Source organism: Marinobacter sp. F3R08 (assembly GCF_018860425.1).
Taxonomy (GTDB): domain Bacteria; phylum Pseudomonadota; class Gammaproteobacteria; order Pseudomonadales; family Oleiphilaceae; genus Marinobacter.
The window spans coordinates 1,169,471-1,194,867 of sequence record NZ_JAHKPI010000014.1 but is presented as its reverse complement, the minus strand read 5'-3'; the positions used below and the strand labels follow the sequence as shown (position 1 = coordinate 1,194,867).

The window sequence follows — 25,397 nt, the reverse complement described above, 5'->3', positions numbered from 1 at the left end:
AGATGACAGTTTGGTAGGAATGCGAAAGAAAACGCATCGACACAAAAGACGCCGGCGGACAGCCATCAACGTCTGGCGAAGCCGGGCCCGATGGTACGGGCTGCCGCTGCTTGGGTTACTGATGGGAACCTGGGCCACTTTGCGTTTCAGTTTGCTGGCACCGGACCCTCCTGCCAACCAGGAGAATCTCTGCGAAATATTCCGGGAACATCCGGCCTGGTACGACTACGCCAGCGAATCCGAAAAGCGCTGGGGCACCCCCATTGCAACCCAGATGGCGTTTGTGTACTACGAATCGTCGTTCCGCAGTCATGCCCGCCCTCCAAGAACCCTGCTTTGGGGATTTATCCCATGGACCAGACCGACCACCGCCTATGGGTATGCCCAGGCGCTTGACCCGGCCTGGCAGGAATACCTGCAGGCCAATGGTGACGGCTGGTTCACCGTCCGAACCGACATGGCCCATGCGCTGGATTTCGTCGGCTGGTATAACCAGCTCAGCCACCGGTATCTCGGCATTTCCTACTCCGCTCCCAGGCAGCTCTATCTTGCTTACCATGAGGGCCGCGGCGGCTACGCCCGAAAGAGTTTTGAACAGAAACCGGCGGTCATGAATCTTGCCTCCCGGGTACAGACCCGGGCCTTCCGTTACGACAATCAACTGAACGCCTGCGAGCAGGAGTTTCAGTGCTGGCGCTGGTATCAGGTCTGGCCATTGTGCAGCTAACACACGCTAGAACGTGGTGGTGATCTCGAACTGTGGTTCCAGAGCCTGCAAACGCTCAACCAGGAATTCCATAACGATGCGGACGCGGGCCATCTGCTGGGTGTCCTGGCTGACATGCAACCAAAGATCGACACTCTCGCCTTCCAGTGGATCGGAGAGGCGACGAAGTTCCCGAACCCCCTCTCCCAGGTAACACGGCAAAACGGCAAGGCCGGCACCGGCTTTTGCCAGGGCCTGCATGGACTGCAAACTGTTGCAGCGAATGAACGAAGTCACGTTCTTCAGATGTTTGCGATACCAGCGGCCTGTTGCCAGGTGGCTGAAGGTTTCATCGGGTATGATCCAGAGGCAGCCTTCCGGATGGTTCACAATGTCCATATTGCGGTGCCGGCGGCAATATCGGGCAGCCCCATAGACCGCGGATTCGACGGCGGCAATCCGCTCACCTTCCAGAGTGGCCTGGGGCTTGTTCTCGGAACGCAGCGTCAGATCTGCTTCCCGGTGGCTGAGGTTAGCCACATCATTGTCCGTCAGTATTTCCAGCTCTATGTCCGGAAACTCCCGGACCAGTTCGGCGAGAATAGGGCTCAGCAGCTCATTCATCATGACGTCCTCGGCCGCCAGCCGGACTTTACCTACTGGCGCCGCGTCCTGCCCTATCAGCTTGCGCTCGAGATTCTCCATCTCGACAGCCAGCCGCTCAGCCTCCCGGAATGCGGTTTCACCCACCGGGGTGAGTTGTAATCCGTCTCTGTTACGCTCGAAAAACTGAACACCCAACGACTCTTCCATCTGGTCGAGCCGCCTGAGAACGGTCGTTTGGTGCACGCCCAGCAATTCTCCAGCCTTTGCAAGCGTTCCGCCTATTGCCAGAGCACGTATATATCGAAGATAATCCCAGTCCATAGTTACTGCATATTTGCAACGTGAGTACGGATTTTAACGTATTCAAGCTGCAAATAAGAACCCCTAGAATATGATGTAAGTTAAAGGTAGATCGCTAATTAATCCACCCGATAAAAAGGAGGAAGGCGCTATGACTCAGAACCATATCGCAACCGTAAACCCGCTGCCGTCCAGTATCCTCCACAACAGTGCTGAGGTCAGGCGCCAGTATACCCGTGCTGCGGCAAAGCAGGCGGTACAGTTTTTCAGTCGCAAGATACGGAGCTTTAACCGGAAAGCAGCAGATGTTGCACCGGACATGGGCCAGATGCAGGGCGGTCACTAAGTCGCCATCCGCAGCTGTTATGAGCGGGCAGACCGCTCAGACTGGAAACAGAAGCAAAGAAATTGAAAACGCCGGAGGCTCCCAGGGGAACCTCCGGCGTTTTGCTTCAGGTCATCAGATAATCATCAGAACTCCCAGACGACTTTCTTTTTCTGTCCAAACCAATCATCCATTTTGCGATTGTAGAAGTCTTCAATCACATTTCGCTTGATCTTCATGGTCGGCGTCAACATCCCGTTCTCCATGGTCCAGGGTTCCCGAACCACCACCACGAAGGCCACTTTTTCGTGCGACTCACACTCCGCGTTCACTGCATCCAGTTCGGCCGCGAGTTCCTGCTCCAGCGCTCCACGATCGCCCCCCGCTTCGAGTTCATCCCTGGCCTCTTCAGAAAGCAGAATCATGAGGCACGGCTGCGGCTGGTTGGCACCGGCTACACAGACCACTTCCGCCTTGGGATGATTAAAGCGGTTTTCGATGGGAACGGGAACCACATACTTGCCTTTGGATGTTTTGAACAGATCCTTTACCCGCCCGGTGATCCGTAAACTGCCATCCCGGTCAATTTCACCCATATCTCCGGTTTTCAGGAAACCATCCTCGGTGAGATCTTCTTTCGTTTTTTCCTCATTCTTGTAATACCCCAGCATCTGCCCCGGGCTTTTCACCTGGACTTCTCCGCCCTCGCCGATGCGATGTTCTACTCCCGGATTGGCCATACCGACAGTGCCTGCTCTTGCCTGCCCGGGGCGATTGGCGTGGGAATAACCGAAGTTCTCGGACATCCCGTACACTTCCAGCAATTCCAGACCCAGATTTCGATACCAATTGACGATATCCGCTGACAGCGGCGCGGCCCCGGTCATCGCTGCCCGACAATGATCCAGCCCCAGCTGCTTCAGAACTTTCTTTTTCACCAAGCCCTGGATAATCGGTAGATTAAACAACAGCTTCTGTTTCTTTGGCGGTAGCTTGGAGTTTACCCCAAGGTAGAATTTCATCCACAGCCGCGGGACCGAGAAAAACAGCGTCGGCCGCGCCCGCTGCAGATCCTCCTGGAAGGTGTCCAGAGAATTCGCGAAGTAAAGGTGGAAGCCGTAATACAGGGACTGCGTCTCTACCGCAGCCCGTTCAGCCACATGGGCAAGAGGCAGATAGGACAGCATCCGCTCGTCGGAGGAAACCGGGAACAGTTGCTGCAAACCGTCTGCAACCGAAATCATGGTGCGGAAACTGTGCATCACGCCCTTGGGTCGGCCCGTGCTGCCGGAGGTATAAACAATCGTGGCCAGCGTATCCGGATCCGGCAGCTTGGGGGCAGCCGGTTCGTGCTGACTCACAAGATCAAGCCAGGTCGGCGTATCGTTCCGCGGTGACATAGGCAGGGAAATAAGCGGCAAATCCTCCGGGACGTGGCCTTTGATGTCATTCCAGCCATCCGCAGTACCGTCGAGCTTGCCCAGAAACAGAAGCCTCGCCTCACTATGTTCCAGAACGTAGGCGGCGGTTTCACCATTGAGGGTGGGATACAGCGGCACTGAAACATGGCCGGCCGCCCAGATCGCCAGATCGGCCAGAATCCAGTGTGCACTGTTCTTGCCGAGGATACCGATGTTGCATGGTTCGGGCAGCTTCAGGCTGTTCAGGTAAGCCGCCATTCGGGATACCTGGTCAGCGGCCTGCTTCCAGGTGATGTCCTCAACATGGCCATCGGGATAGGGTTGGGTCAGGTAAACGTTATCAGGAGTCTCCTCTGCCCAGTAGTAAAGACAATGGATTGATGTCTGCTTTCGGGGATCTACCGCCATACATGGCTCCTTGTTGTTATTGTACTGCGCATTTCAGGTATTCAGCCTGATTCATCATAGCGACATTTCAGACTCTCTCAATAGCATTTAGTGCCGGAACAATGGGCCACACTCACCGTTTGGAAGAAGCCTTCCAAACGCTCTCGTGACATTCGTCAACTTTGATCTACGCTGAAAGCAGCGACGTAAGAGTTCCAATACTGTCGGAGGTGACTATGAGAACATCGACTCGCTCTTCCCTGATTTTTCCTGCCTGGGGCGTTATTCTGGCGGGCTCAGCAGCCTTTATTTATTGCGCCTATGCCGGTTTGCTGGGAGCCTGACAGGCTAGCGACGAAACCGGGTTTCCAGAACCACAGCCGAGTTGGTGCGCTCCACCCCCTCAAGGTTGCCGATGTCATCCAGGATTGCGCTCAGTTCTTCCAGGGACCGGGCCTGCACGATGGCGATCAGATCGTATTCTCCGCTGACTGAAAACAGCTGCGTCACCTGGCTGATGCCCTCCAGCGCTGTGTTCGTCCGGCCGGTCAGTTTCTGGAAAACCTTGATCGACACATGAGCCTCGACCTGAGCGGCCGAATATTCCCCCCCCAGCTGTACCGAGTAACCCCGGATGACTCCGCTGGCTTCCAGTCGGGCAATACGGTTCTGGACCGTTGACCGGGATACATGCATGGCCCGTGCAAGATCCGTAATGCTGGCCCGGGCATTCTGCCTCAGCAGCATTAACAGTCGGTGGTCCTGAGAATTGATCATTTTGCCTATTCCATTATTCATTTTGCTTAAATTATAGATCAATTCGATCATTACGCAGCTCCAATCTGGTATCAAGCACTTTCATACTGGGCCGAAACAACGCTCAGGACGCTCGCCATGATAATTCGACCCATTACCCCAGGTGATCTGGATGAACTGATGCAGATCGCGCTCGAATCCGGACCTGGCTTTACCTCCCTGATGCCCGATCGCGATGCCCTGAGCCGAAAGATTGATCATTCCGTCGACAGCTTCGCCCGCGCCATTACCCAACCTCTCGATGAGCATTACCTTTTCGTTCTGGAAGACGAGGCGACAGGAGAAATCATGGGTACCACGGGAATAGAAGCCTCGGCCGGACTTCATCGCCCGCTCGTCCACTTTCGTCGCCATGCCGTTATTCACCACACCGGCACACCGGGCAGTCGACGTACAGAGGAAACCCTGACCCGGTGCCAGCACTACACCGGCTGCACGGAGATCTGTTCACTTTACCTGCGGCCAGGATTTCGCCGGGCCAACGCCGGAAAACTGCTGTCCCGGGTGCGTTTCCTGTTCATGGCCCTCCATCCGGAGCGGTTTGCGGACACCGTCATTGCCGAAATGCGCGGCGTTTCAGATCATACCGGTCAGTCTCCTTTCTGGGACTGGCTGAAGCATCGCGTGGCGGATCTCGACTTCCTGTCGGCAACACAACGGATCGGTTGCATGCACAGTGATTTCATTGAAGAATGCATCCCCTCCACGCCACTGTGGACACAAGACATGACGGACGCCGCAAGGGCCGTGATCGGTCAGGTTCATGAAGACACCCGTCCGGCCCGATATATGCTGGAACGGGAAGGTTTTCGTCACCAGGGCTTCGTGGACCTTCTGGATGGCGGACCAACACTGGAGTGCCCACGGTCAGAGATCGCCAGCGTTCGCGAGACCTTTCTGACCAGCGCCCGGCTTCAGGCAAGGACCCCGCAACCGGCGAACGTGGCGAGAGAAGACGGCCGATCCACTATAGTTGCCAATGCCAATTGTTCAGAGTTCAGGGCCACAGTGATCGACCAGACCTGGCCGGACGTCGAAACGCCAGGCATGCCACTGACAGAACAACTGGCCGAGCATCTGCGTCTGGACAACAATAGTCCGGTCTGCTGCTTGCCACTGGCTCCGGGCAACACGCAATCCAAGCCGCAACCGCGCCAGAAACCAGCTATTGAGGAGATTCGCTATGCATACTGACCCGGACATCCTGTTTGCCCGGCTCTGGGACGCCTACCGGCAGGTAACTCCTTCTGCCGAACGCATTCACAAAATCCTGGGAGCCGAAGAGGGGCAGGCAATCGTCAACGACCACATTGCCCTTCGCACCTTCAACCTGGACCCGGTTCGCCTCGAGGCTCTGGCCAAGCACTTCGTCAGCCTCGGCTACCAGCAGGGTGGCGAATATCATTTTGAGGCCAAAAAACTGTATGCACGCCACTACGAGCATCCTTCAGGAAAGCTTCCCAAGGTTTTCATATCCGAGTTGCTTGTTGAGCAATGCTCGCCGGCATTGCAATCTGTAGTAAAGAATCTGGTGGCCCAGGTAAATCCGGAAGCGGTTGCTGCCGATAATTTCCTGTATTCGGGGCGCCATTGGGAGATCGAATACAACACCTATCGCGATCTCCTGGCGGAAAGTGAATACGCAGCATGGATGGCGGCCTGGGGCTATCGCGCGAATCACTTCACCGTCAGCATTAATCATCTGGAACAGTTCCGGACGGTGCCGGACGTTAACCAGTTACTGAAAGATCACGACTACACGGTGAACAGCTCTGGCGGGGAAGTGAAGGGATCGCCGGCAGACCTCCTGGAGCAGTCCTCAACCATGGCCGACCGGGTGCCTGTTGCCTTTTCTGATCAGACCGTGACTATACCGAGCTGTTTCTACGAGTTTGCCCTGCGTTATCCGAAGCCGGATGGTCAGCTTTATTCCGGGTTCGTCGCAGCATCTGCCGATAAGATTTTCGAGAGCACAAACGCCGGTAGCTGATCTGGCAAGCGCCCGAGCTGACGATCACGCCCCCCCCTGCTCACCCAGCAGGGGGACAAAACGGACTGCGCCCAGATCTTCTGTTCTGAATTCGTTTTCCGCCAGCCGGGTAATGCGCCTCAGCGACTGCGTGGACTGTTCCGGGCCTACCGGAATCACCAGATGCCCGCCAACCACCAGTTGATACTTTAGCGAATCCGGAACCGCAGGCGCACCAGCCGCCACTACAATGCCATCGAAGGGCTGATGCCCGGGCCAGCCCAGCGTGCCATCGCCGCAACGAACCTTGATATTACCGAAGCCTTCGGCAGCAAGAACCCTGCTGGCCCGTTCTGCCAGTTCCGGCACCCACTCAATGCTGAACACCTCTCCGGCAATACAACCGAGCACCGCAGCCGCGTAGCCCGAGCCGGTACCAATGTCCAGAACCGTTTCTCCACCCTCCAGCTCGAGAGCTTCTGTCATCAGCGCCACAATGTAGGGCTGTGAAATGGTTTGCCCGCTCCCGATTGGCAGCGGACCATCATCATAGGCACAGTCTCGCAACCTGGCTGGCACAAACCGTTCCCGGGCCACCTGCCCCATAGCCTCAAGTACCTTTGGCGACTGGATACCCCGGGCACGGAGTTGATAGTCCACCATCGAAGCCCTTTGCAACGAAGCGCAATCATCCTGATCCATTGTTTCTTATCCTGTCAGTGATCCGACTGCTTACTGGCCGTTACAAAGCAGTAACTTTTTTACAACGGCGATAACGGCATTATCTGACTACTTTCCATTCACCGGCAATGACAGATAAAACCATCCAACACCAAAAACAAAAAAACGGACAACGGGGAGAGGTACCGGCAATCCCGTTGCCGAGGAGGAGAAATGTCGACATCCGTTAACCATCTCGACGAGCGCACGCAGGATTCTGCAGAGTTGCTCGAAGGGATCATACCCTCAGCCATCACCCTGGCCATGATGCTTCGCCACCGGAAAATGGCCGCCTGGCTGCGCACCGAATTTGACGGCTATCAGGACGTTGAGGCCGCCCCGCCCTACCGTCGTGAACTGCATGGACACATCGTAGCCAAATCGCCTCAATATGGCTGGATTCCTGCACCAGTCGACGACCAACAGAAGAAATCATTCGGATACATGGATCTGCTCGACGGCATAAAAGCCCTCGAAAAGGTCTGCGTGAATTGCAAGAAGGGCAATGGCAATCGGGTGCTTCTGGATAAAGAGGAAATGGCGACACTACAGAAGCAGATCAACCTGACCGCCGAACTGGCCATTAACCTGAGTCGCGAAGTGTACGGCCGCTTGCTCAGAACGGTACGGGCGGCCATATATCTCTGGGCCCAGGAACTGATAGCTGAGGGTATTAGCGGGGAACACAATCACTACAGCCGCGAGGAACGGGCGAAAGTGGCCCACCTGGATGAACCGGACAAATTCTGGCGAAAGGCGATGGAAGACGTCGATAATCTTCCGATACCTGATGTCCGGGAAGTAGGCTTCTTTGAACGGGTGTTCGGGCGAACGGGCTGAGGCCTGCCGCCCGACTCACCACAACACGCTGACAATGCCGACGCTGCTTACTACCAGCAGTACCGCCCCCAGCAGCCGGAAAAACACTGGGGTTTCGGCCCGCAGGATGCGGTCATGGGCGTAGAGTCCGATGACATGACCAATCGCAGCACATGGCAGCAACCACAGATGGTGGATAAGCTGAAGGTCCACACCGGCCCAGATGAATGCCGCCATCTTGATCAGCACCAGGATAAACCAGAGTGCAAACAGGGTATCCCGAAGCTTTTCTTTCGGGAGATGCTGTGCGGCTACCGCAATGATCAGAGGTGCGCCGATCAGGGATGTGCCACTGATGTACCCTCCCACCATCAGGAATATTGCATCCACCGCTTTGCTGCCGCTGCGGAACGGACGGTTGATGATGTAGGAAACCGAATAAAGCGCCACGATCACAAAAATAATGGCACTCAGGATATCGGCGGGCATGGTGATAAGGCCAAAGACTCCAATCAACTTGGGCACAATCATAATGCCAAGAATCCGCCACAGGTATTGCCAGTCAACGGTTCCAGAGCCTGCTGTTCGTTGCTCTCCGGCCACGGTGCGATTGTTCATCCAGATAGTCAGTGACGAGAACACCAGAAGGTGGACAGCAATAATCGGCAAGAAGACCAGTGGCTGATCAAGCACCAGCAACAGAAATGGCAATGACAGAACGGCGCCACCGAAACCCAGCCCGGACCGGACAAAACCGCTCCAGATAAAGATGAGGGCAATCAGCAGGTATTGATAAATCGCAAGATCAGACATGGATTCCCAATTGTGAAAAAGACCGGTATCTTTCCGTAACTGTCCGCCACTCAGACAGTTAAGAAGAAAAACAACATTGTCCGGAGAATATTGATGGCTCTGTCCTGGAAACAGAAGTTCATGCTGTTGATTGTTGCCACGCTGGCTGGTCTGGCAGTTGCCACCCTGGCTTCGCTGAGCGGACTCGGCAGGGTATCAGACGCTTATGAAGCGCGCGGCCAGGCTCAGGCCTACGAATCCGCTTCCCTTACCCTTCTCAACGACTGGCTGGCACTGGAACGGGGCAGCGGGAGCCTTGAGCCAGATCAGGTTGAAAACTATCAGGAGCAACTGGTCTCACTCACATCCCAGGCAGCTGCGCTCAGCCAATCAGCCGAAGTCCTTGCAGGCGACGCGGTTAAAACCGCTGCGCAACAAATCCACGAGCAGGTTGCAGAGTATACCCGACTTCGCACCGAATGGCTGGCCCTGAACCAGGAACTGGGCCTTACCTCATCACACGGGCTGAAAGCGGCAATGTCCGCCGCTATTGATGACAGACTGCGAAAAATCAGCATCTCGATCTTTAACGACGACATCAACATCATCTCCGCCAACTACCGGGATTTTCTGTCCACGTTCAACGCATCCTATGCACAGGCGACCCGAGAGGCACTGGCGCGAATGCAGGCAACCGTCGCAGAGATGGACTGGCAGGAAATCGACATCGGTAAGGCAGTCCAGACGTTCGACGAAGCGTTTTCTGAAGCTGAGACGCTGATCGGCTCGTTGTCTGCCATCGAAACCCGGCTGGCGGCCACCGGCATCCGAATTCGCACCCTGATTACCGAACAGAACCAGTTGCTCCGGCAGGACATTATCGTGGCCGCCAGCCAGCAGGCTGAGAAAGCCCGGACAGCCTCGACCTGGCTGATCATTGCAACTGCGACCGTGGTTCTTGCCATTCTGATAATAACGCTGACAACCGCGTCCAGAACCCTGGTAAGGCGACTCAATGAAACGGTCAATCTGCTTACCCATGTCGCCGGCGGTGATCTTAGCCAGCGCCTCGTGCCTGGGCGCAATACGAATGATGAGTTCAATCGGCTGGGACAGGCGACCAACAAAATGCTGGACGATGTATCCGATGTAATCGGCCAGGTGGTCGAGGGCAATCGGACGCTGTCCGGGCTTCAGGCTGAACTGGACGCGCTCATTGATCAGATGGAGCAAAATGGAGAAAAGGTTGAAGATGAAACCGAACAAACTGCCACTGCGGTTCAGGAAATCTCACACACCGCTGTAGATATCGCCCAGTACACACAGTCAGTCAATGACGCGGTTCAGAGCGCCAACGGTGCGGCCCATTCCGGAGCCGAGGTCGTCAGGCGAAGCGCGAAAACCATGACCGAGCTGGCAGAGCGGATTCAGAAAACCCACGATCAGGTAACCCAGCTGAACAAAACCGGCGAGAAGGTCAACTCCATTGTCGGCGTAATCAATGGCCTGGCCGAGCAAACCAATCTGCTGGCACTCAATGCCGCCATTGAGGCGGCCAGGGCCGGAGAGGCCGGCAGAGGTTTTTCAGTCGTTGCAGATGAAGTGCGCTCGCTGGCGGAGAAAACGGTGTCTGCAACCAATGGCATCGCTGACATCGTGGATTCGCTCAATCGTGAAACCCTGGCCATATCCCAGCTGATGAAAGAGGGGCTTAACTCCGCAGGCGAAGGTGAGGAAAGCTCGAAAGAGGCTGCGAAGTCGATCGAGCAGATCACCGGGTCTGTCCAGCAACTGGCAGGAGATATGAATCAAGTGGTTTCTTCTGTCGAGGGCATATCGACCACAACCGAAGAGATCGCGCAGAAAGTTGAACAAATCCATGGTCACACCCGCGAAACCTCGGACATTCGCCAGAAACTCAATGCCCATGTTGAGCGTCTGTCCTCCCAGGTAAGCACCCTGACTGAGGCTTCCCAGGGCTTCCGGCTGTAAACGCTCTGAAAAAGAGACGGGCACAAGGCGAGCCTGCTGGACTATGCCGGGTTTACCTCATAGGCTGGACGAGTCGTTCCAGGATTGGTCATCGAGCTTATGCGCAGGAGTCCTCATGAAACACACATTGCTAGCAGTTTCAGTGTTGCTGCTACTCTCGGGATGTCAGTCACGCCCCCCGACCGAAACAGCAATGGACTCAGACTCGGTTTATCTCAGTGCCCGCCACTGTCTGAACGAGTACCTTGATGATCTTGACCGGGTTCACTACGGTCCCTGCCTGAAGATCATCAATATCAATGGCGAGGAACCGTTGGTCAGAGAGGACGGCTTCATTGAGCTACCGCTGTCAACCAGCCTGACTCTTGGCGTCAGCTGCGTTTATCGGCACGCCAACGGCTCCCCCATCCCGGCCACCATGGAAACGGCAGACTTTCCCATCACGGGCTATACGTTCACCCAGCCAGGCCTGCGCTGGTACCTGCACGCACACGAACAGGCGCGGCACGTTGTTGGCTGCCAACCAACCCTGTCACGCTCGGTCTACCCGACCCTCAACACGGATTGACTCTGTTTTACCCACGCATGTGGTCATTTACCGCTGCCCTGGTTCAGGCAATCGCCGGCGAATTCCAGACTCCGGCGAGGGCTTCCAGTGCTTCTGCTACCAGGGGTTCATCCTGACGGTCACGATGCCAGATAAAGCTCAGCGCACAGGGTAGCTGAATCCCCTCTACCACCAACAGCCCACGCTCCTGACGCTCCGTCATTGCCAGGGCATCTCGTGCGAGACTCAAGCCAACGCCGGCGCGAACCAGATCCAGCATGCAGGCTTCCTGGTCGACCTGAGCGACGCCATGAGGCAAAAGGCCCAGCGGTTCCAGGGTTCCCCGGAGTAATCGATGATGCACCGAGTTCTCAGGGGTCACTATCCAGGGCATGCCCGCCAGATCGCTCCAGTCTGCAGATCGGATTCTTGACTCCCAACCCGCCGGAGCTATCACATGATAGTGAAATCGGGTCAGTTCCCGAAAGACCACTTCGGGCGCCAGAGCGCCGGGCCCCAGGTCCGGCGGCGCCAGAAAAAAACCGACATCCAGCCGACCATCACGAACCTGCTCCAACACACTGCCACTCATTCCCTGCCGCAGTTCAGTTTCAAGTTGAGGTGCCCGCTCCACCAGGCGGTGCAGAAACGCGCCAAGACGGATGAACTCCGGGTCCACGATCGTGCCAATCCGCAAACGCCCTCTCAGGGTACTGTGCAATGCCCGGGCGCTCTTCTCAAAGGCCGCCACCGCCGCCAGGGCCTTCTCAGCAGAAGGTAAAAGCGCCTGACCATCCGGGGTCAGAACCAGCCCCTGGGGTTTGCGCAGAAACAGCTTCAGATCCAGTTCGTTCTGCAACTGCTTGAGTTTGAGACTCACCGCCGGTTGGGTCAGATGCAGACGGGTCGCAGCCCGGGACACACTGCCTTCTCTCGCCACGGTAACGAATGCCCGAAGGGTCTGGAGTGGGTGCATAAGGAGTTCTCTGAGGCGCATGTGATATAAATTTATCTTATATTCTGATTTTAGAAATCTCAATTGCTTTGGTCTCGGGGCATCCATAGGCTGTATGACTAATCATTAAACATCAGGCTTCTTGAGGCATTCCATGACTAACGCAAGCATCTCGCATTATATCAATGGCGAAATAACATCCGGCACGTCCAGCCAGTCTCAGGACGTCTTTAATCCGGCCACGGGCCAGGTAACTGGCCAGGTTGCCCTCGCCAATCAAGCCGATGTAAACAAGGCCGTTGCCGCTGCTGATGCCGCGTTTCCTGCCTGGGCAGATACCCCACCAATCCGGCGCGCCCGCGTGATGTTCAAGTTCCTGGAGCTGCTGAACAGACACAAAGACGACCTGGCCAGGGCAATTACCGCTGAGCACGGCAAGGTCTTCACCGATGCGCAGGGTGAAGTGGCCCGGGGCATCGATATTGTGGAATTCGCCTGCGGTATTCCGCAGTTGCTGAAAGGGGATTACACCGAGCAGGTCAGCACCGGCATCGACAACTGGACTACGCGCCAGCCCCTGGGTGTCGTCGCCGGGGTCACGCCCTTCAACTTCCCGGCAATGGTGCCCATGTGGATGTTCCCGGTTGCAATTGCTGCCGGTAACACCTTTGTCCTGAAGCCAAGCCCACTGGATCCGAGCGCCTCTCTGATGATTGCCGACCTGCTGAAACAGGCAGGACTGCCCGACGGTGTGTTCAATGTGGTTCAGGGTGACAAGGACGCCGTCAATGCCCTGATCGAACATCCTGATGTCCAGGCCCTGAGCTTTGTCGGCTCTACGCCGATTGCCAACCTGCTCTACGAGAAAGGCGCCAGACACGGCAAGCGGATCCAGGCGCTTGGCGGTGCCAAGAATCACATGGTGGTCATGCCCGATGCAGACCTGGACAAGGCAGTAGACGCCCTCATCGGCGCCGCTTACGGCAGTGCCGGCGAACGCTGCATGGCCATCAGCGTGGCAGTGCTTGTTGGCGACGTAGCGGACAAGATCATGCCACGTCTGGCCGAACGCACCCGTGCCCTGAAGGTGAAAAACGGCGAACAGCTGGACGCCGAAATGGGCCCGATTGTCACGGCCGCCGCACACCAGCGGATTACCGGCTACATTGACAAGGGTGTGGCCGAGGGCGCTGAACTGATTGTGGACGGCCGCGAGTTTGACGCCTCCAACACCGGCGAAGGTTGTAAGGATGGTTTCTGGATGGGTGGCACGCTGTTTGATCACGCCACCCCGGACATGACGATTTACCGGGAAGAGATCTTTGGGCCTGTTCTGGTTTGCGTTCGGGTGCCGGATATCGGCACCGCTATTCGCCTGATCAATGATCATGAGTTCGGCAACGGTGTCAGCTGCTTTACCGAGAGCGGCAGTGTGGCCCGGGAGTTCGGCCGCCGCATTCAGGTAGGTATGGTCGGCATCAACGTGCCTATCCCGGTCCCCATGGCCTGGCACGGGTTTGGTGGCTGGAAGCGTTCCATGTTCGGCGACACCCACGCCTATGGAGAAGAGGGCGTGAAGTTCTACACTCGCCAGAAATCCATCATGCAGCGCTGGTCCGATTCCATCGATGCCGGTGCAGAATTTGTTATGCCTACCGCAAAATAATAACTGAATCCGCTGCGGAGAAAACGCCATGTCCGACAACAAGAATGCACAGGGACACCCGGAGTTCGATTACATCGTGATAGGTGCCGGCACCGCCGGCTGCCTGCTCGCCAATCGCCTGAGCGCCAATCCGGAAAACCGGGTTTTGCTGATTGAGGCCGGCGGCCGGGATAACTACCACTGGATCCACATACCTGTTGGCTATCTGTACTGCATTGACAACCCGCGTACCGACTGGCGCTTCCGCACCGAGCCGGACCCTGGCCTGAACGGCCGGTCGCTGATCTACCCCCGGGGTAAAACCCTGGGTGGTTGCTCCAGCATCAACGGCATGCTCTACATTCGCGGCCAGGCGAGGGACTACGATCAATGGGCCGATATTACCGGTGATGATGCCTGGAAATGGGACAACTGCCTGCCCGACTTCATGCGCCACGAAGATCATTGTCGCCTGGATGACGGCGGCGATGCCGATCCAGAGCACCGGAAGTATCACGGCCATGGTGGTGAGTGGCGTGTGGAGCGCCAGCGTCTGAAGTGGAAAGTACTCGAGGACTTTGCCAGCGCGTGCGTCGAGGCCGGCATACCCCGGACCCGGGACTTTAACCGGGGCGACAATGAAGGGGTGGACTACTTCGAGGTCAACCAGCGCTCCGGCTGGCGCTGGAATACCGCAAAAGCCTTCCTCCGGGAAGCCGAAAAGCGCTCCAACCTGACACTCTGGCATTCAACGCAGGTTCTTGGCCTTGAGACGGCGACCGACGGCACTGGCCCCCGCTGCACGGGTGTGCGTGTCGAACGGCCTGGCGAAGGCGAAATGACGGCCCGGGCAAAGCGGGAAGTCATTCTCTGTGCCGGAGCCATTGGCTCTCCGCAGTTGCTGCAACTCTCCGGAATTGGCCCTGCAGATCTTCTGAACGAGCATGGCATTGACGTGGTCGCCGATCTCCCCGGTGTTGGTGAGAACCTGCAAGACCATCTTCAGATTCGTTCCGTTTATAAAGTGACCGGGGTCACTACTCTGAACACCATGGCCAACTCGCTGATCGGCAAAGCCCGTATTGGCCTGGAGTACCTGCTGACCCGCTCTGGCCCCATGAGCATGGCACCGTCACAGCTGTGCCTGTTTACCCGGAGTTCCGAGGAGTACAAGCACGCCAACATTGAATACCATGTTCAGCCTCTGAGTCTCGAAGCCTTTGGCCAACCTCTGCACAATTTCCCGGCGATCACCGCCAGTGTCTGCAACCTGAACCCCACCAGCCGCGGTACTGTACGAATTCGCAGCAATGATCCAAAGCAGCCACCGGCGATTGCTCCGAACTATCTGAGTACCCCGGAGGATCGGAAAGTGGCTGCAGACTCATTGCGCGTAACCCGACGCATCGCTGAACAGCCTGCCTTCATGCAGTACCAGCCTGAGGAGTTCAAACCCGGCCTGCAGTACCAGACCGACGACGAACTCGCCAAACTGGCCGGAGACATTGGCACCACGATTTTCCATCCTGTGGGCACCACCCGCATGGGGCACCCGGATGATGATCAGGCGGTGCTTGATCCGCATCTGAGGGTTCGGGGTGTCGCCGGGCTGCGCGTGGTGGATGCCGGGGTGATGCCAACCATTACCAGCGGCAACACCAACTCACCCACCCTGATGATCGCCGAGAAAGCAGCTCGCTGGATTCTGGCTGGTGACTAGGATGCCGCAGGGTTCATTCCCTGATCAGTTGACCAGCTGAGCCACGGCAGACTCTGAACTGGTTGCAGTTTCCAGGTTTTTGAGACCGGCCAAGGTGCTAGAATCGGCGGCCTGTTCGTAGGCAAAGGACGTATCTGTCATGACGCTTGCCACCTGGCTGGCCGTTGTCACCATCTGTATTCTGGGCGCCATGTCGCCCGGCCCCTCGCTGGCGCTTGTGCTCAAGCAGACACTCACCGGCGGGCGCCGTAATGGCGTCATCACCGCCCTGACCCACGGCATGGGTGTCGGTATCTATGCGTTTCTGAGCATCCTGGGGCTGGCAGCCATCATCACCGCCTCCCCCACAGCGTTTGCAATACTTCAGTGGGGCGGCGCCGCCTATCTCGCCTGGCTCGGGGCGAAAGGACTGATGGCCAAGGGCCACACGGATAGCGAACTGCCGGAACCCCCGACCACAAAAAGCGCAGCCCGGGACGGCTTTCTGATTGCATTCTTCAACCCGAAGATCGCCGTATTCTTCCTCGCGCTGTTCAGCCAGGTGGTCGGCACTGATACCAGCCTGCTGGCAAAATTCGGCTATGCCTCAACGGCGCTGGTCATCGATACGTCCTGGTATCTGATCGTCGCCTGGCTGTTCTCCAACCCGAAATGGCTGACTCTGCTCAGGCAAAAGGCCGTCTGGTTTGAGCGCATTTTTGGCGCCGTTCTCCTCGGGCTGGCAGGACGACTGGTGCTTGGCATCCTGAACGGGAAGTAACCGGTTTAGCCGGCCAGCCGGACAATCTCGTCGTATTCGCGAATCTGGACTACCCGCTCGGCGGCAGGTTCCGGCACCAGGCTGCAGGACTCATTAACCATCGCACTGGCAACCGTTTGCGCCTCAATGGCCCGGTACTTGTCCAATGGCCCAATCAGCACGCGGTTAACCAAGGGCATTGCCTTGACCCCCAGAGCCTCGGCGGTGCGCTGCTCTTTCCGCTCACCCAGCAACAGACTGGGGTGATAAATGGACAGGTAGGGATAGTCGAGGTCTCGCAAGGTATCTTCGAGCTCGCCCTTTACCCGGTTGTAGAAAATGGTGGAGGACGATGACGCACCGATGGCGGACATCAGGATAAACGCCCGTACTCCCTGGGATCGGCCCAGCTCAGCCGCGCTCACGGGGTAGCCCAGATCCACCTTGCGGAACTGCCCCTGTGAGCCGGCCTTGTTGATGGTGGTTCCCAGGCAGCAAATAATCACATCGACATCGAAAAGATCGGAGTGATCTTCCAGGCGATCAAAATCGACTTCCTGTTGCGCCAGTTTGTCGTGGAGCGTTGGCAGTCTGTGCCGTACCAGTGCCACCACACGGGAAACCTCATCCCTGCCCAGCAATCCCTGCAGAACCTTGCCACCCGTCAGGCCTGTGGCACCAAGTAACATCACCCTCATAACACTGTTTCCCCGGAGAATCTGCCTCTATCCTATCAAAGACTCGCCAGAACCGGTCTATCCAGGCGCCCTTGCTGACACGGCGGCTATTGCGCAGCGCCAAAAAAAAAGCACCGGGCCGGGCCCGGTGCAAGACTGACAACAGATCATCCGATGGGAGCGGTCAGTCGCTGACCGGATTCTCTTTCATAGCGGCGTTCATACGCCGACGAAGCAGCGGGCCAACCAGATAAGGCAGAATCAGGCCCAGGCCAGCCACGATCCAGAGGCCCATGGCCAGCGGACTTTCCCAAAGCACACTCCAGTCGCCGTCGGAAAGCACCAGTGCGTGCCCGAGGTTCTTTTCCATTTCCGGCCCCAGTAACAGACCCAGAATGATCGGCACCAGGGGGATTTCCAGCTTGCGCAGGAAGTAGCCAGCGACGCCGAAAGCGACCATGAAATAAAGATCAAACGTGCTGTGGCTGATCGAATAGATACCAACGAACGCTACCATGGTCACAATGGGTAGCAGATACATCGGCGGCACCGACAGCAACTTCACAAAGAAACCGACCAACGGAATGTTGAGTACAAGCAGCAACACGTTGCCGATCAGCAAGGCGGCAATGACACCCCAGACGATATCTGCATTCTGGGTGAACATCAGAGGCCCTGGCGTGATATTCAGGGAAATCAGCATCGCCAGCAGGACCGCCGTGGTGCCACTTCCCGGAACACCGAGTGTCAACATCGGCACCAGAGCCCCTGAAGACGCGCCGTTGTTACCGGCTTCCGGTGCAACTACGCCACGGATATCACCTTCACCAAACTTGCCCTTCTTGCCAACCACCTGCTTTTCCAGGGTGTAGCTGATAAAGCTGCCCAGAGAAGCGCCCGCACCCGGCAGCACACCGGAGATGAAGCCGAGAATACCACCGCGCAACTGGGTCGGGATGGTCATAACCAGCTCTTTCATGGTCAACGTCAGCTTACCGACATTCATCTTGTCGCGGCCACGTCCCATGCGGGATTCCACGAAAAACAGCAGCTCCGAGATGGCGAACAGACCAACGATCGCAAGGATGAAGTCGATACCTTCATACAACTCAAGCACGCCGAACGTGTAACGCTGGGTACCGGTGGAGATATCAATTCCCACTGTGGAGATCATGATACCCAGGGCTGCAGCCACAACGGTTTTCACAGGGTTCTTTCCGGTGATACCACCGAGAGTGGCAAACGCCAGAAGGAAGAGCGCGAAATACTCTGCCGGTCCGAACGTCAGTGCAAACTTCGCCAGCACCGGGGCCAGCATGATCAGACCGATAGTACCAATCAGCCCGCCGGCAAAGGAGGCAATGGCGGAGACCGCCAGGGCGTCAGCTGCCCGGCCCTTCTGTGCCATAGGGTAGCCATCCAGGCAGGTCATCATCGCAGGCTCGTCACCCGGAATGTTCAGCAGAATGGACGATATACGACCGCCGTACATGGCACCGGCATAAACCGACGTCAGCAGGATCATCGCGGTTTCCGGAGGCAGGCCCAGCGTGAATGCCAGCGGAATCAGGATAGCCACGCCGTTGGCGGGTCCCAGTCCCGGCAGACACCCGATCAGCGTGCCCACGAAGGCACCGAAAAGGGCAAACATCAGGTTGTACGGGGTCAGGGCCACCGCAAACCCGTCCATAAGAAAGCCAAGAGTTTCCATCAGTGCACCTCCAGCAAGCCGGCCGGAAGACTCAGGGACAGGCCATAGTTAAACAACACGAAGACCACCACAGCACTCAACAGACCGGTTATGAAAGCCGGCTTCGGAGCCGCCCCCATTCGCCAGCTCAGGGTGCCGACCGCCAGAGTGGTTGCAATGACAAAACCCAGCGGCTCCAGGAGGAGCGCGTAAACCACCAGAACGACCAGAGCCACCACCAGTTCAAAAGCGGATTTTCCGAGTGGCCACTGGGCATCAGGATCCGGCTTGACCATCAGGTAAAGGCTTCCCGCCGCCAGCACAACCGCTAGAATGGTGGGAAAGGTTTCCGGCCCAACCGTCTCGGCACCTCCGAATGGCTCGGGCCACTGCTGCGCGGCCCAGCCATAGGCAACGGCGAGGACCAGAAGGCCCAGGCCGAGGATGCGATCACCGAGCCCTGTCATTTCAGCAGCCCGATTTCACGCGAGAGCGTTTCAATATCCTTCACCTGATTGCGGACAAATTCGTCAAACTCGCTCGCCGGCGGATGGAACGGGATCAGGCCGTTGCTCTTCATGACTTCCTTCCACTCGTCACTGGCGTACAAGGTATCCACGGCGTCGACCCAGTACTTCTGGGCATCCTCGTCCGCGCCCTTGGGCATGTAAAAACCACGCCAGTTCGGGCCAACGGCATCAATACCCTGTTCTTTCGCGGTAGGAATGTCATGGAACTTGCCAGGCAGACGCTCATCCGCCAGTACCGCGATAACTCTCAGGTCGCCGGATTCCATAAAACCGGTCGCCTCGGAGATGTCACCCGTGAAGGCATCCACCTGACCACCGACCACCTGGGTCATGGCTTCTCCACCGTTGTTGTACGAAAGGTAAGGAATAGCCGGAAGCTTGTCGGCGCCTGAGGCCTTGGCCGCAATCAGCACCTTGAGGTGATCCCAGCCGCCCCGGGCACTGCCGCCGGCAAACTTGACGGATTTGGGATTGGCTTTCACTGCATCCATCAGATCGTTCAGGTTCTGGTATTCAGAATCTTTGCCAACGGCGATGATTCCGTAATCGGCACCCAGTGCGCCGACCCAGGTCACCATCTCTACATCCATACCCGGGAATTGCTTCTGGGCGAGACGGGTGGTGGTTGCGGTGGACGCCGCCACCAGCAGCTTGTTGTCTTCGGCCCGCTTGCTCACCGTATGGGCGTAGGCAACACCACCTCCAGCGCCAGCCATATTGACGGTCTGGACACTGCCCTCAACGAGACCGAGAGTCTGCATCACATTGCCGACGCTACGACAGGTGAAATCCCAACCGCCACCGGGATCGGCCGGTGCGAGACATTCAACTTTTCCGGAGGGCTGCCAGGCCATGGCAGACATGGAGACGGCCGCGGCCGCCACAAAGGACAGAGTTCGTTTGATAAACATGGTTGTCACCTCAATAACTTGTTTTTGTGACCACCCCTGAGGCAGGACCGTGTTGGCCGGGTCCCTGGCTATGGCAGGCCAGAGGAGTGATTGCCGGAAGGGTAATAGGTGAAAGCCGAGACGCGGAAGCTTGTGAACGTAACGCGTTTAAAATTCGTTAACCGCATTTTGTTCATATTGATCACGGGCATGTCGGACGATCATGCAGTACCCTGATACCCAAACGACAACAAGTTCTTGCATGCCTGTGTTGCGAAAAACCAAACTTAAAACGCGCATGATTCTGACGCTGGGGTTGCTTGGCGCCATACAGACCATTCTTATTGGTGGCTTCGCCGGCTACTACCTCAGTGAATCCCTTTACGATGAAATTGGTCAGCGCGCTCTCATGGTCGCAAAAACCGTGGCTGCAGCCCCGGTCGTCATCCAGGGCGTACAAGCTCGGGACGTGCAACGCCTGAGCCAGGTTGCCACACACATGGCCGCTACCAATGAGGCGCTCTTCATTGTTATCGGTGATGACAAAGCCATTCGCCTTGCCCATCCGGATCCCGCCCGCATCGGTTACTCCATGGGCGATGACGAAGGTGATTTCGGGCAGAAAGCCCTGGTGGACGGCGAGGCTTATGTCGCGAGGGCCAAAGGCAGTCTGGGTGAATCCATGCGCGGCAAAGCGCCAGTCATTGCACCGGATACCGGCGAAATTGTCGGCATTGTCTCTGTTGGCTACAGTCTGGTGCAGGTCGAGGCCACCATTCGCCGCTACAACTTCGTGCTTTACGGCGTGGTGGGGCTGATGCTGCTGGTTACCATCCTGTCCGCAATCGTTATAGCGGGCCGCTTCAAACGCGCAATTTTTGGACTCGAGCCCGAGGAAATCGCCCGCCTGTTCCGGGAACGGGAAGCAACGCTGCAGTCCGTGCGCGAGGGAATCATTGCAGTTAACCGCGAAGGCACAATCACAACCGCAAACCGTGCCGCCTACGAAACCCTCGATTTACCCGCCAATACGCCCCTCGCGGGCCAGCCCATTTTGAATGTCTTGCCGGAAAGCAGTCTGATGTCAGTGCTTGACTCCGGCGAACCGGATTTCGATCAGGAAATCTGGCTGCGAGGTCGACAAATGGTCGTCAACCGTCTGCCCGTCCGACAAGGCGACGAGATCATTGGCGTGGTCGCCAGCTTCCGGCGGCGGGACGAGCTGGACCAGGTAAGCCGCCAGCTCACACGCATACAGCAATACGCCGACACCCTGCGCAGCCAGACCCATGAATACTCCAATAAACTGCATACCATTGCCGGTCTGATTCAGATCGGGGCCGATGAGGAAGCCCTGAGCCTGATCGGAAGCGAGGTAAGCGATCATCAGGAACTGATTCATCTGCTGCTGGAAGCCGTGCCCGATCCGGTCATCGCCGGCTGCCTGCTTGGCAAATACAATCGGGCCAGGGAAATGGGGCTGCAGCTGGACATAGATCCTGACAGTCAGATGGCCGATCTGCCCGCAGTTCTGCCCAGGGATCAACTGGTCAGCGTTCTCGGTAATCTGATCGACAACGCCCTGGACGCGACACGCCTGCACTCGGGTGCCGGCGGGCAGGTCAAACTGTCTATGACGGATCTTGGCCAGGAGCTGATTTTCGAGGTTCAGGATCAGGGGCCCGGGATTCCTGAGCAGGAACGGCAAAGGATTTTCGAGAAAGGTGTAAGCAGCAAGGAAGGCGAAGCCCGTGGCTATGGGCTGCACCTGGTCCGGCAGTTCCTCAACCACTGGGGCGGCTCTGTAACCGTCGAGAGTGTTCCGGAGGGCGGCAGCCGATTCACCCTGTACCTACCGAAAAAGCCTGAGGGGAGATCCGAACCTTGACGAGCATTCGCCTGTTTATCGTGGAAGATGATCGGAAAATTGCTGAAATTCAGCGACGGTTCGTTGAACGCCTTGAGAAGGTCGAACTGTGCGGCATCGCCCATACTCTGGCCGACGCCCGAGATCAGATAGAGATCATGGAACCCGATCTCATTCTGCTGGACGTCTACTTTCCGGATGGCAACGGTCTGGACCTGCTCCGGGAGCTCCGAGCCGAGGATAGCGGCAGCGACGTTATCCTGATTACTGCCGCCAAGGAGGTCGAAACCCTGCGCAGCGCTTTGAGGGGGGGCGTTTTCGACTACATACTTAAACCTCTGGTGTTCGAACGTCTGCAGGAGGCGGTTGATCGATACCGGGAACATATGGAACGACTTGCCGCACTGCGCCACGTAGCACAGGAAGAAGTGGATGCACTGCTTCCCAGAAGCGCAAGTGAAAGCTCCCACACCACAGACCAGCGATTACCCAAAGGCATTGATGCACTGACACTGGACAAGATCCGGGAGGTGATGGCAAGCGGCAACCACTTCAGTGCGGAAGACCTGGGCGGCGCCATCGGTGCTTCCCGAACAACCGCCAGGCGCTACCTGGAATACCTCGTTGGCACCGGAGAGCTGACCGCCGAAGTAACCTACGGAAGTGTCGGACGCCCTGAACGGCGGTACTGCGTCCAAACCATCTGAACGCCGGCCAGATCTGATTCAGTCGCAATCACCGTATAATTGACTAATATCCAATCAAGCGGCACGTCAGAACTGGGGCAAAATCCATGGTGGAGCGCTTGCCACATCCGGGTGGTCTCAGGCTGGTTCTGACCCCCAACCGCTCTCTGAGCTGGCATGGTAATGTCAGAATCTGGATGGGGCTGTTTGTTCTTTCAGCCCTCATAGCCACGGGATTCACTCTCATGGGGGCCTGGGTCATCATCCCGTTTGCCGGACTAGAACTTATTGCACTTGCCTGTGGTATTTACCTGACCTCTCAGGCATGTCAGCGACAAGAGGTTCTGTCGATAGACGGCGACGACATTCATCTGGAAAAGGGCAGAAAGCGTAAGCAGCAGGAATGGAGTCTTCCGACGCGCTATACACGCCTTCAGATCCATTCACCATCGCATCCATTCACGCCAGCCAGGCTGTCCCTGAGCCACCGGGACACAGAAGTCTCGATTGGCACTTTCCTGAACATTGAGGACACCGGGAAACTCATTGAGATACTTGAGAGAAAAGGGCTGCGGATTGAACGCAAAGAGCCCGATCCAAACATCGGGCTCTGGTTCTGACACTTGCGCCAGGCGATCGCTGTCGAAGCGGCTACTGGTAACGGGCTACGATCCTGTCAATTTCCCCCGCTTCGCGGGCTTCATCCAGCGCCTGCTGAAGATCATCAATCACCGTCGGATCTGTATTATTGCTGAATGCCAGATACATCGGTGTTTCCCGGAACACCAGCACCGGCTGCAGCCCGGTAATTCCGTGCTCTTCTTTTGCCACCAGAGGGCCTACCAGACCATCCGTCACCCAAAGATCCGCCTGCCCCAGGGTAAGTCGACGAGTGTTCACATCACCCGAAATTCCCATCACCACATTGAACCCCTGATCAACCAGATATTCGGACATCACATCGCCCTTGTAACCGGCAATTCTCAGGTCTTTCGCGTCTTCCAGTGAGTCCAGCGTGATGTCGGAATCCGGTGCGGAGAACAGCGTCCACTTGATCGATGCCAGAGGTCCTACCCACTGAAACTGATCTTCCCGCTCGTCGGTGCGTGCGGTGCAGAAAAGACCATGATTTTCCCGATCCTGAACCCAGCTGTAGGCATAACTCCAGTCCCTCATCTTCATTACATAATCGTAATCAGCACGGGACAGCATCGCTTTGACCATATCCGAACAGATCCCGCTAATATCCTCTTCCCCGTGAGCAAACCCCTTTCCCGTTTCAGACGCATTATAGGGAGGGTAGTTTTCAGTGAAGATATACAAACGCTCGGCTGCAAGAGCCGGGTGACCTATGGCCGCAAGGGTCAAGGCGATGATGCCGGTTCTGGCACCTTTGATGACCTTCGAGGCAACAGACGCAGTTTCTGTGAGCATTCTATAGTCCTTTTCAGCGAGTCAGTTGGAACGGGGGAGTTAAACAACCGCAACTATTTCATGAGCGGGAACATGATTGCAAAAACGACACTCTGGCGTTTTAAGACAGTCCTTATGGCCGATTTTGCCAGCGCACATAATGATTGCTCGTCCTGCCAGGAAAGTCAGTGACAAAACGTATCTGACACTGGTCAGGATTCAAACTTTGCCGGACAATCCATCACCATCGTCCGGAGCGGCAGCTGTATTGATGACGGTTGACCCAATAACGCGGAGCTCTCCACTCCTGCTGCAGACATCAAGCGGCGTCCTGGAAACCACGTCCCCATCAGCGGTGACCGTTTTGGGCTTGGCGGTGTTTACCTTACAGTGCGTGCCTTTGAGGTGGATCAGCGTACTGGTGCGTTGAGGGGCCCGCCGGTTTAGCCGAACCATCAGAAAAGTAAGAAGGAGCTGGGACAGTGGGCGTGGTCTGACGGCAATAACGTTCAACTGACCGTCGTTGACTGACGCACCAGGAATCTCATTGCCCCCACCAAAAAACGCACCGCTGGCCACTGCAATTGAAAGCCATCGCCCTTTGACGACGCCCTTGTCACACCGGATGGTTGCCCGAAACCCTCGCCGGGCATTCAGCCTGCGCAGCAGTTCCACAGCATAACTGAACCTGCCAAAGATTTTCTTCTCGGTACCACCGGATTCACGGACGGGCAAGGTTCCGATGCCGATATGAGCAACATTCAGAAAAATGCCCTGACCGTAGTCAGCCACATCCACGGTCTGTGTCGCTCCTGTAGCAATCAGTTCGCACAGTGCTCCCGGCTGCTCTGGTAGTGCGAGATTGCGGGCAAAATCGTTAGCAGTTCCGGAAGGAAGAACAGCCATTGTGGCTCCTTTTTCCCGGCACACCGCGGCGACCCGGCTCACTGAGCCGTCGCCACCAGCAACGATAACCGTGTCCTCGCCGCCAAGATTCCGATGCCAATCCGGTGCTTCAAAGTCACAGCACTCAGGATCTCGAATTCCGGCCTCAGCCAGGTGATGCAACCAGAAATCCCGGCCACGCTCGCCATCACCCGCCCGTGAATTACATATCAACCAATAGGTCATGCACTTGTCTCAGTTGGTTTGCTGCAGCACAATCCGGACGACCATTCCCTCATA

The 25,397-nt window shown here is 56.9% G+C and carries 25 protein-coding genes; 13 read left to right on the top strand and 12 right to left on the bottom strand.

Translation table 11 applies throughout. The features are described 5' to 3' along the window. Window positions 1-19: 19 nt before the first annotated feature. Window positions 20-727, top strand: coding sequence for a lysozyme-like domain containing protein (locus KO499_RS08550; RefSeq protein ID WP_215983271.1), 708 nt, complete (start codon window positions 20-22; stop codon window positions 725-727). Between the two features lie 6 nt (window positions 728-733). On the opposite strand, the gene KO499_RS08545 is transcribed toward KO499_RS08550, so the two are convergent. Then, window positions 734-1,633: a LysR family transcriptional regulator gene (locus tag KO499_RS08545; protein WP_215983270.1), complete on the bottom strand. Its 900-nt coding sequence runs from the start codon at window positions 1,631-1,633 to the stop codon at window positions 734-736. Window positions 1,634-1,763: 130 nt separating this feature from the next. On the opposite strand from KO499_RS08545, the gene KO499_RS08540 reads away from it, so the two are divergent. Next, the gene (locus KO499_RS08540; RefSeq protein WP_215983269.1) at window positions 1,764-1,958 is read left to right on the top strand and encodes a hypothetical protein; all 195 of its coding nucleotides are present in this window, start codon (window positions 1,764-1,766) and stop codon (window positions 1,956-1,958) included. Between the two features lie 125 nt (window positions 1,959-2,083). On the opposite strand, the gene KO499_RS08535 is transcribed toward KO499_RS08540, so the two are convergent. Together KO499_RS08535 and KO499_RS08530 are read right to left on the bottom strand one after the other, a co-directional pair. Further along, window positions 2,084-3,766, bottom strand: coding sequence for an AMP-binding protein (locus tag KO499_RS08535; RefSeq protein ID WP_215983268.1), 1,683 nt, complete (start codon window positions 3,764-3,766; stop codon window positions 2,084-2,086). 327 nt (window positions 3,767-4,093) lie between these two features. After that, on the bottom strand, window positions 4,094-4,522 hold the full coding sequence (locus tag KO499_RS08530; protein ID WP_215983267.1) for an Lrp/AsnC family transcriptional regulator: 429 nt from the start codon (window positions 4,520-4,522) through the stop codon (window positions 4,094-4,096). Between the two features lie 117 nt (window positions 4,523-4,639). Between KO499_RS08530 and KO499_RS08525 the strand changes: the two genes are divergently transcribed. Further along, the gene (locus KO499_RS08525) at window positions 4,640-5,755 is read left to right on the top strand and encodes an arginine N-succinyltransferase (RefSeq protein WP_215983266.1); all 1,116 of its coding nucleotides are present in this window, start codon (window positions 4,640-4,642) and stop codon (window positions 5,753-5,755) included. Further along, complete coding sequence (locus KO499_RS08520; RefSeq protein WP_215983265.1) at window positions 5,745-6,551, top strand: DUF1338 domain-containing protein; 807 nt, start codon at window positions 5,745-5,747, stop codon at window positions 6,549-6,551. Before KO499_RS08525 ends, KO499_RS08520 begins: the two co-directional genes overlap by 11 nt. 24 nt (window positions 6,552-6,575) lie before the next feature. Here the strand turns inward: KO499_RS08520 and KO499_RS08515 are convergent, their stop codons facing one another. After that, on the bottom strand, window positions 6,576-7,232 hold the full coding sequence (locus KO499_RS08515; protein ID WP_215983264.1) for a protein-L-isoaspartate(D-aspartate) O-methyltransferase: 657 nt from the start codon (window positions 7,230-7,232) through the stop codon (window positions 6,576-6,578). A 192-nt stretch (window positions 7,233-7,424) separates the two neighbouring features. Here KO499_RS08515 and KO499_RS08510 point away from each other — a divergent pair, with 192 nt between their 5' ends. Then, on the top strand, window positions 7,425-8,090 hold the full coding sequence (locus KO499_RS08510) for a hypothetical protein (protein ID WP_215983263.1): 666 nt from the start codon (window positions 7,425-7,427) through the stop codon (window positions 8,088-8,090). 15 nt (window positions 8,091-8,105) lie between these two features. Here the strand turns inward: KO499_RS08510 and KO499_RS08505 are convergent, their stop codons facing one another. Then, window positions 8,106-8,882 carry a TSUP family transporter gene (locus KO499_RS08505; RefSeq protein ID WP_215983262.1) on the bottom strand — a complete coding sequence of 259 codons (777 nt, stop codon included), beginning with the start codon at window positions 8,880-8,882 and terminating at the stop codon, window positions 8,106-8,108. Window positions 8,883-8,975: 93 nt separating this feature from the next. Here KO499_RS08505 and KO499_RS08500 point away from each other — a divergent pair, with 93 nt between their 5' ends. Together KO499_RS08500 and KO499_RS08495 are read left to right on the top strand one after the other, a co-directional pair. Then, window positions 8,976-10,853 carry a methyl-accepting chemotaxis protein gene (locus KO499_RS08500; protein ID WP_215983261.1) on the top strand — a complete coding sequence of 626 codons (1,878 nt, stop codon included), beginning with the start codon at window positions 8,976-8,978 and terminating at the stop codon, window positions 10,851-10,853. A 115-nt stretch (window positions 10,854-10,968) separates the two neighbouring features. Beyond that, window positions 10,969-11,421 (top strand): hypothetical protein, encoded by a 453-nt coding sequence (locus KO499_RS08495; RefSeq protein ID WP_215983260.1) that lies wholly within the window; start codon window positions 10,969-10,971, stop codon window positions 11,419-11,421. Window positions 11,422-11,464: 43 nt separating this feature from the next. Here the strand turns inward: KO499_RS08495 and KO499_RS08490 are convergent, their stop codons facing one another. Beyond that, window positions 11,465-12,376, bottom strand: coding sequence for a LysR family transcriptional regulator (locus tag KO499_RS08490; RefSeq protein ID WP_215983259.1), 912 nt, complete (start codon window positions 12,374-12,376; stop codon window positions 11,465-11,467). 133 nt (window positions 12,377-12,509) lie between these two features. Between KO499_RS08490 and KO499_RS08485 the strand changes: the two genes are divergently transcribed. From KO499_RS08485 to KO499_RS08475, 3 genes are all read left to right on the top strand, one after another. Beyond that, window positions 12,510-14,021, top strand: coding sequence for a CoA-acylating methylmalonate-semialdehyde dehydrogenase (locus KO499_RS08485; protein WP_215983258.1), 1,512 nt, complete (start codon window positions 12,510-12,512; stop codon window positions 14,019-14,021). Between the two features lie 28 nt (window positions 14,022-14,049). Then, window positions 14,050-15,720 (top strand): GMC family oxidoreductase, encoded by a 1,671-nt coding sequence (locus KO499_RS08480; RefSeq protein WP_215983257.1) that lies wholly within the window; start codon window positions 14,050-14,052, stop codon window positions 15,718-15,720. Window positions 15,721-15,859: 139 nt separating this feature from the next. Next, the gene (locus KO499_RS08475) at window positions 15,860-16,480 is read left to right on the top strand and encodes a LysE family translocator (RefSeq protein WP_215983256.1); all 621 of its coding nucleotides are present in this window, start codon (window positions 15,860-15,862) and stop codon (window positions 16,478-16,480) included. 5 nt (window positions 16,481-16,485) lie between these two features. Here KO499_RS08475 and KO499_RS08470 read toward each other — a convergent pair whose 3' ends face one another. The 4 genes from KO499_RS08470 to KO499_RS08455 all read right to left on the bottom strand — a co-directional run bounded on the left by KO499_RS08470 (window position 16,486) and on the right by KO499_RS08455 (window position 20,267). Continuing rightward, window positions 16,486-17,157, bottom strand: coding sequence for an NAD(P)H-binding protein (locus tag KO499_RS08470; RefSeq protein ID WP_215983255.1), 672 nt, complete (start codon window positions 17,155-17,157; stop codon window positions 16,486-16,488). Window positions 17,158-17,320: 163 nt separating this feature from the next. Beyond that, complete coding sequence (locus tag KO499_RS08465) at window positions 17,321-18,847, bottom strand: tripartite tricarboxylate transporter permease (RefSeq protein WP_215983254.1); 1,527 nt, start codon at window positions 18,845-18,847, stop codon at window positions 17,321-17,323. Beyond that, complete coding sequence (locus KO499_RS08460; protein ID WP_215983253.1) at window positions 18,847-19,293, bottom strand: tripartite tricarboxylate transporter TctB family protein; 447 nt, start codon at window positions 19,291-19,293, stop codon at window positions 18,847-18,849. Before KO499_RS08460 ends, KO499_RS08465 begins: the two co-directional genes overlap by 1 nt. Then, window positions 19,290-20,267 (bottom strand): Bug family tripartite tricarboxylate transporter substrate binding protein, encoded by a 978-nt coding sequence (locus tag KO499_RS08455; RefSeq protein WP_215983252.1) that lies wholly within the window; start codon window positions 20,265-20,267, stop codon window positions 19,290-19,292. The genes KO499_RS08460 and KO499_RS08455 overlap by 4 nt, the downstream gene beginning before the upstream one ends. Before the next feature lie 241 nt (window positions 20,268-20,508). Between KO499_RS08455 and KO499_RS08450 the strand changes: the two genes are divergently transcribed. The 3 genes from KO499_RS08450 (at window position 20,509) to KO499_RS08440 (ending at window position 23,419) form a co-directional block, all read left to right on the top strand. After that, a complete protein-coding gene (locus KO499_RS08450; protein WP_215983251.1) occupies window positions 20,509-22,134 on the top strand; it encodes an ATP-binding protein in 1,626 nt (541 codons plus the stop codon). Next, entirely contained in the window at window positions 22,131-22,820 is a 690-nt protein-coding gene (locus KO499_RS08445; protein WP_215983250.1) for a response regulator, read from the top strand. Before KO499_RS08450 ends, KO499_RS08445 begins: the two co-directional genes overlap by 4 nt. Window positions 22,821-22,906: 86 nt before the next feature. Beyond that, window positions 22,907-23,419 (top strand): DUF2244 domain-containing protein, encoded by a 513-nt coding sequence (locus tag KO499_RS08440; protein WP_215983249.1) that lies wholly within the window; start codon window positions 22,907-22,909, stop codon window positions 23,417-23,419. A gap of 31 nt (window positions 23,420-23,450) precedes the next feature. On the opposite strand, the gene KO499_RS08435 is transcribed toward KO499_RS08440, so the two are convergent. After that, window positions 23,451-24,233, bottom strand: a complete 783-nt coding sequence (locus tag KO499_RS08435) for a substrate-binding periplasmic protein (RefSeq protein WP_215983248.1) — start codon at window positions 24,231-24,233, stop codon at window positions 23,451-23,453. 198 nt (window positions 24,234-24,431) lie between these two features. After that, entirely contained in the window at window positions 24,432-25,343 is a 912-nt protein-coding gene (locus KO499_RS08430) for a diacylglycerol/lipid kinase family protein (RefSeq protein ID WP_215983247.1), read from the bottom strand. Window positions 25,344-25,397 lie beyond the last annotated feature (54 nt).

Coding starts and splice junctions, on each gene's coding strand:
- KO499_RS08550 (WP_215983271.1), top strand. CDS start 20: ATGCGAAAGAAAACGCATCGACACAAAAGACGCCGGCGGACAGCCATC.
- KO499_RS08545 (WP_215983270.1), bottom strand. CDS start 1,633: ATGGACTGGGATTATCTTCGATATATACGTGCTCTGGCAATAGGCGGA.
- KO499_RS08540 (WP_215983269.1), top strand. CDS start 1,764: ATGACTCAGAACCATATCGCAACCGTAAACCCGCTGCCGTCCAGTATC.
- KO499_RS08535 (WP_215983268.1), bottom strand. CDS start 3,766: ATGGCGGTAGATCCCCGAAAGCAGACATCAATCCATTGTCTTTACTAC.
- KO499_RS08530 (WP_215983267.1), bottom strand. CDS start 4,522: ATGATCAATTCTCAGGACCACCGACTGTTAATGCTGCTGAGGCAGAAT.
- KO499_RS08525 (WP_215983266.1), top strand. CDS start 4,640: ATGATAATTCGACCCATTACCCCAGGTGATCTGGATGAACTGATGCAG.
- KO499_RS08520 (WP_215983265.1), top strand. CDS start 5,745: ATGCATACTGACCCGGACATCCTGTTTGCCCGGCTCTGGGACGCCTAC.
- KO499_RS08515 (WP_215983264.1), bottom strand. CDS start 7,232: ATGGATCAGGATGATTGCGCTTCGTTGCAAAGGGCTTCGATGGTGGAC.
- KO499_RS08510 (WP_215983263.1), top strand. CDS start 7,425: ATGTCGACATCCGTTAACCATCTCGACGAGCGCACGCAGGATTCTGCA.
- KO499_RS08505 (WP_215983262.1), bottom strand. CDS start 8,882: ATGTCTGATCTTGCGATTTATCAATACCTGCTGATTGCCCTCATCTTT.
- KO499_RS08500 (WP_215983261.1), top strand. CDS start 8,976: ATGGCTCTGTCCTGGAAACAGAAGTTCATGCTGTTGATTGTTGCCACG.
- KO499_RS08495 (WP_215983260.1), top strand. CDS start 10,969: ATGAAACACACATTGCTAGCAGTTTCAGTGTTGCTGCTACTCTCGGGA.
- KO499_RS08490 (WP_215983259.1), bottom strand. CDS start 12,376: ATGCACCCACTCCAGACCCTTCGGGCATTCGTTACCGTGGCGAGAGAA.
- KO499_RS08485 (WP_215983258.1), top strand. CDS start 12,510: ATGACTAACGCAAGCATCTCGCATTATATCAATGGCGAAATAACATCC.
- KO499_RS08480 (WP_215983257.1), top strand. CDS start 14,050: ATGTCCGACAACAAGAATGCACAGGGACACCCGGAGTTCGATTACATC.
- KO499_RS08475 (WP_215983256.1), top strand. CDS start 15,860: ATGACGCTTGCCACCTGGCTGGCCGTTGTCACCATCTGTATTCTGGGC.
- KO499_RS08470 (WP_215983255.1), bottom strand. CDS start 17,157: ATGAGGGTGATGTTACTTGGTGCCACAGGCCTGACGGGTGGCAAGGTT.
- KO499_RS08465 (WP_215983254.1), bottom strand. CDS start 18,847: ATGGAAACTCTTGGCTTTCTTATGGACGGGTTTGCGGTGGCCCTGACC.
- KO499_RS08460 (WP_215983253.1), bottom strand. CDS start 19,293: ATGACAGGGCTCGGTGATCGCATCCTCGGCCTGGGCCTTCTGGTCCTC.
- KO499_RS08455 (WP_215983252.1), bottom strand. CDS start 20,267: ATGTTTATCAAACGAACTCTGTCCTTTGTGGCGGCCGCGGCCGTCTCC.
- KO499_RS08450 (WP_215983251.1), top strand. CDS start 20,509: ATGCCTGTGTTGCGAAAAACCAAACTTAAAACGCGCATGATTCTGACG.
- KO499_RS08440 (WP_215983249.1), top strand. CDS start 22,907: ATGGTGGAGCGCTTGCCACATCCGGGTGGTCTCAGGCTGGTTCTGACC.
- KO499_RS08435 (WP_215983248.1), bottom strand. CDS start 24,233: ATGCTCACAGAAACTGCGTCTGTTGCCTCGAAGGTCATCAAAGGTGCC.
- KO499_RS08430 (WP_215983247.1), bottom strand. CDS start 25,343: ATGACCTATTGGTTGATATGTAATTCACGGGCGGGTGATGGCGAGCGT.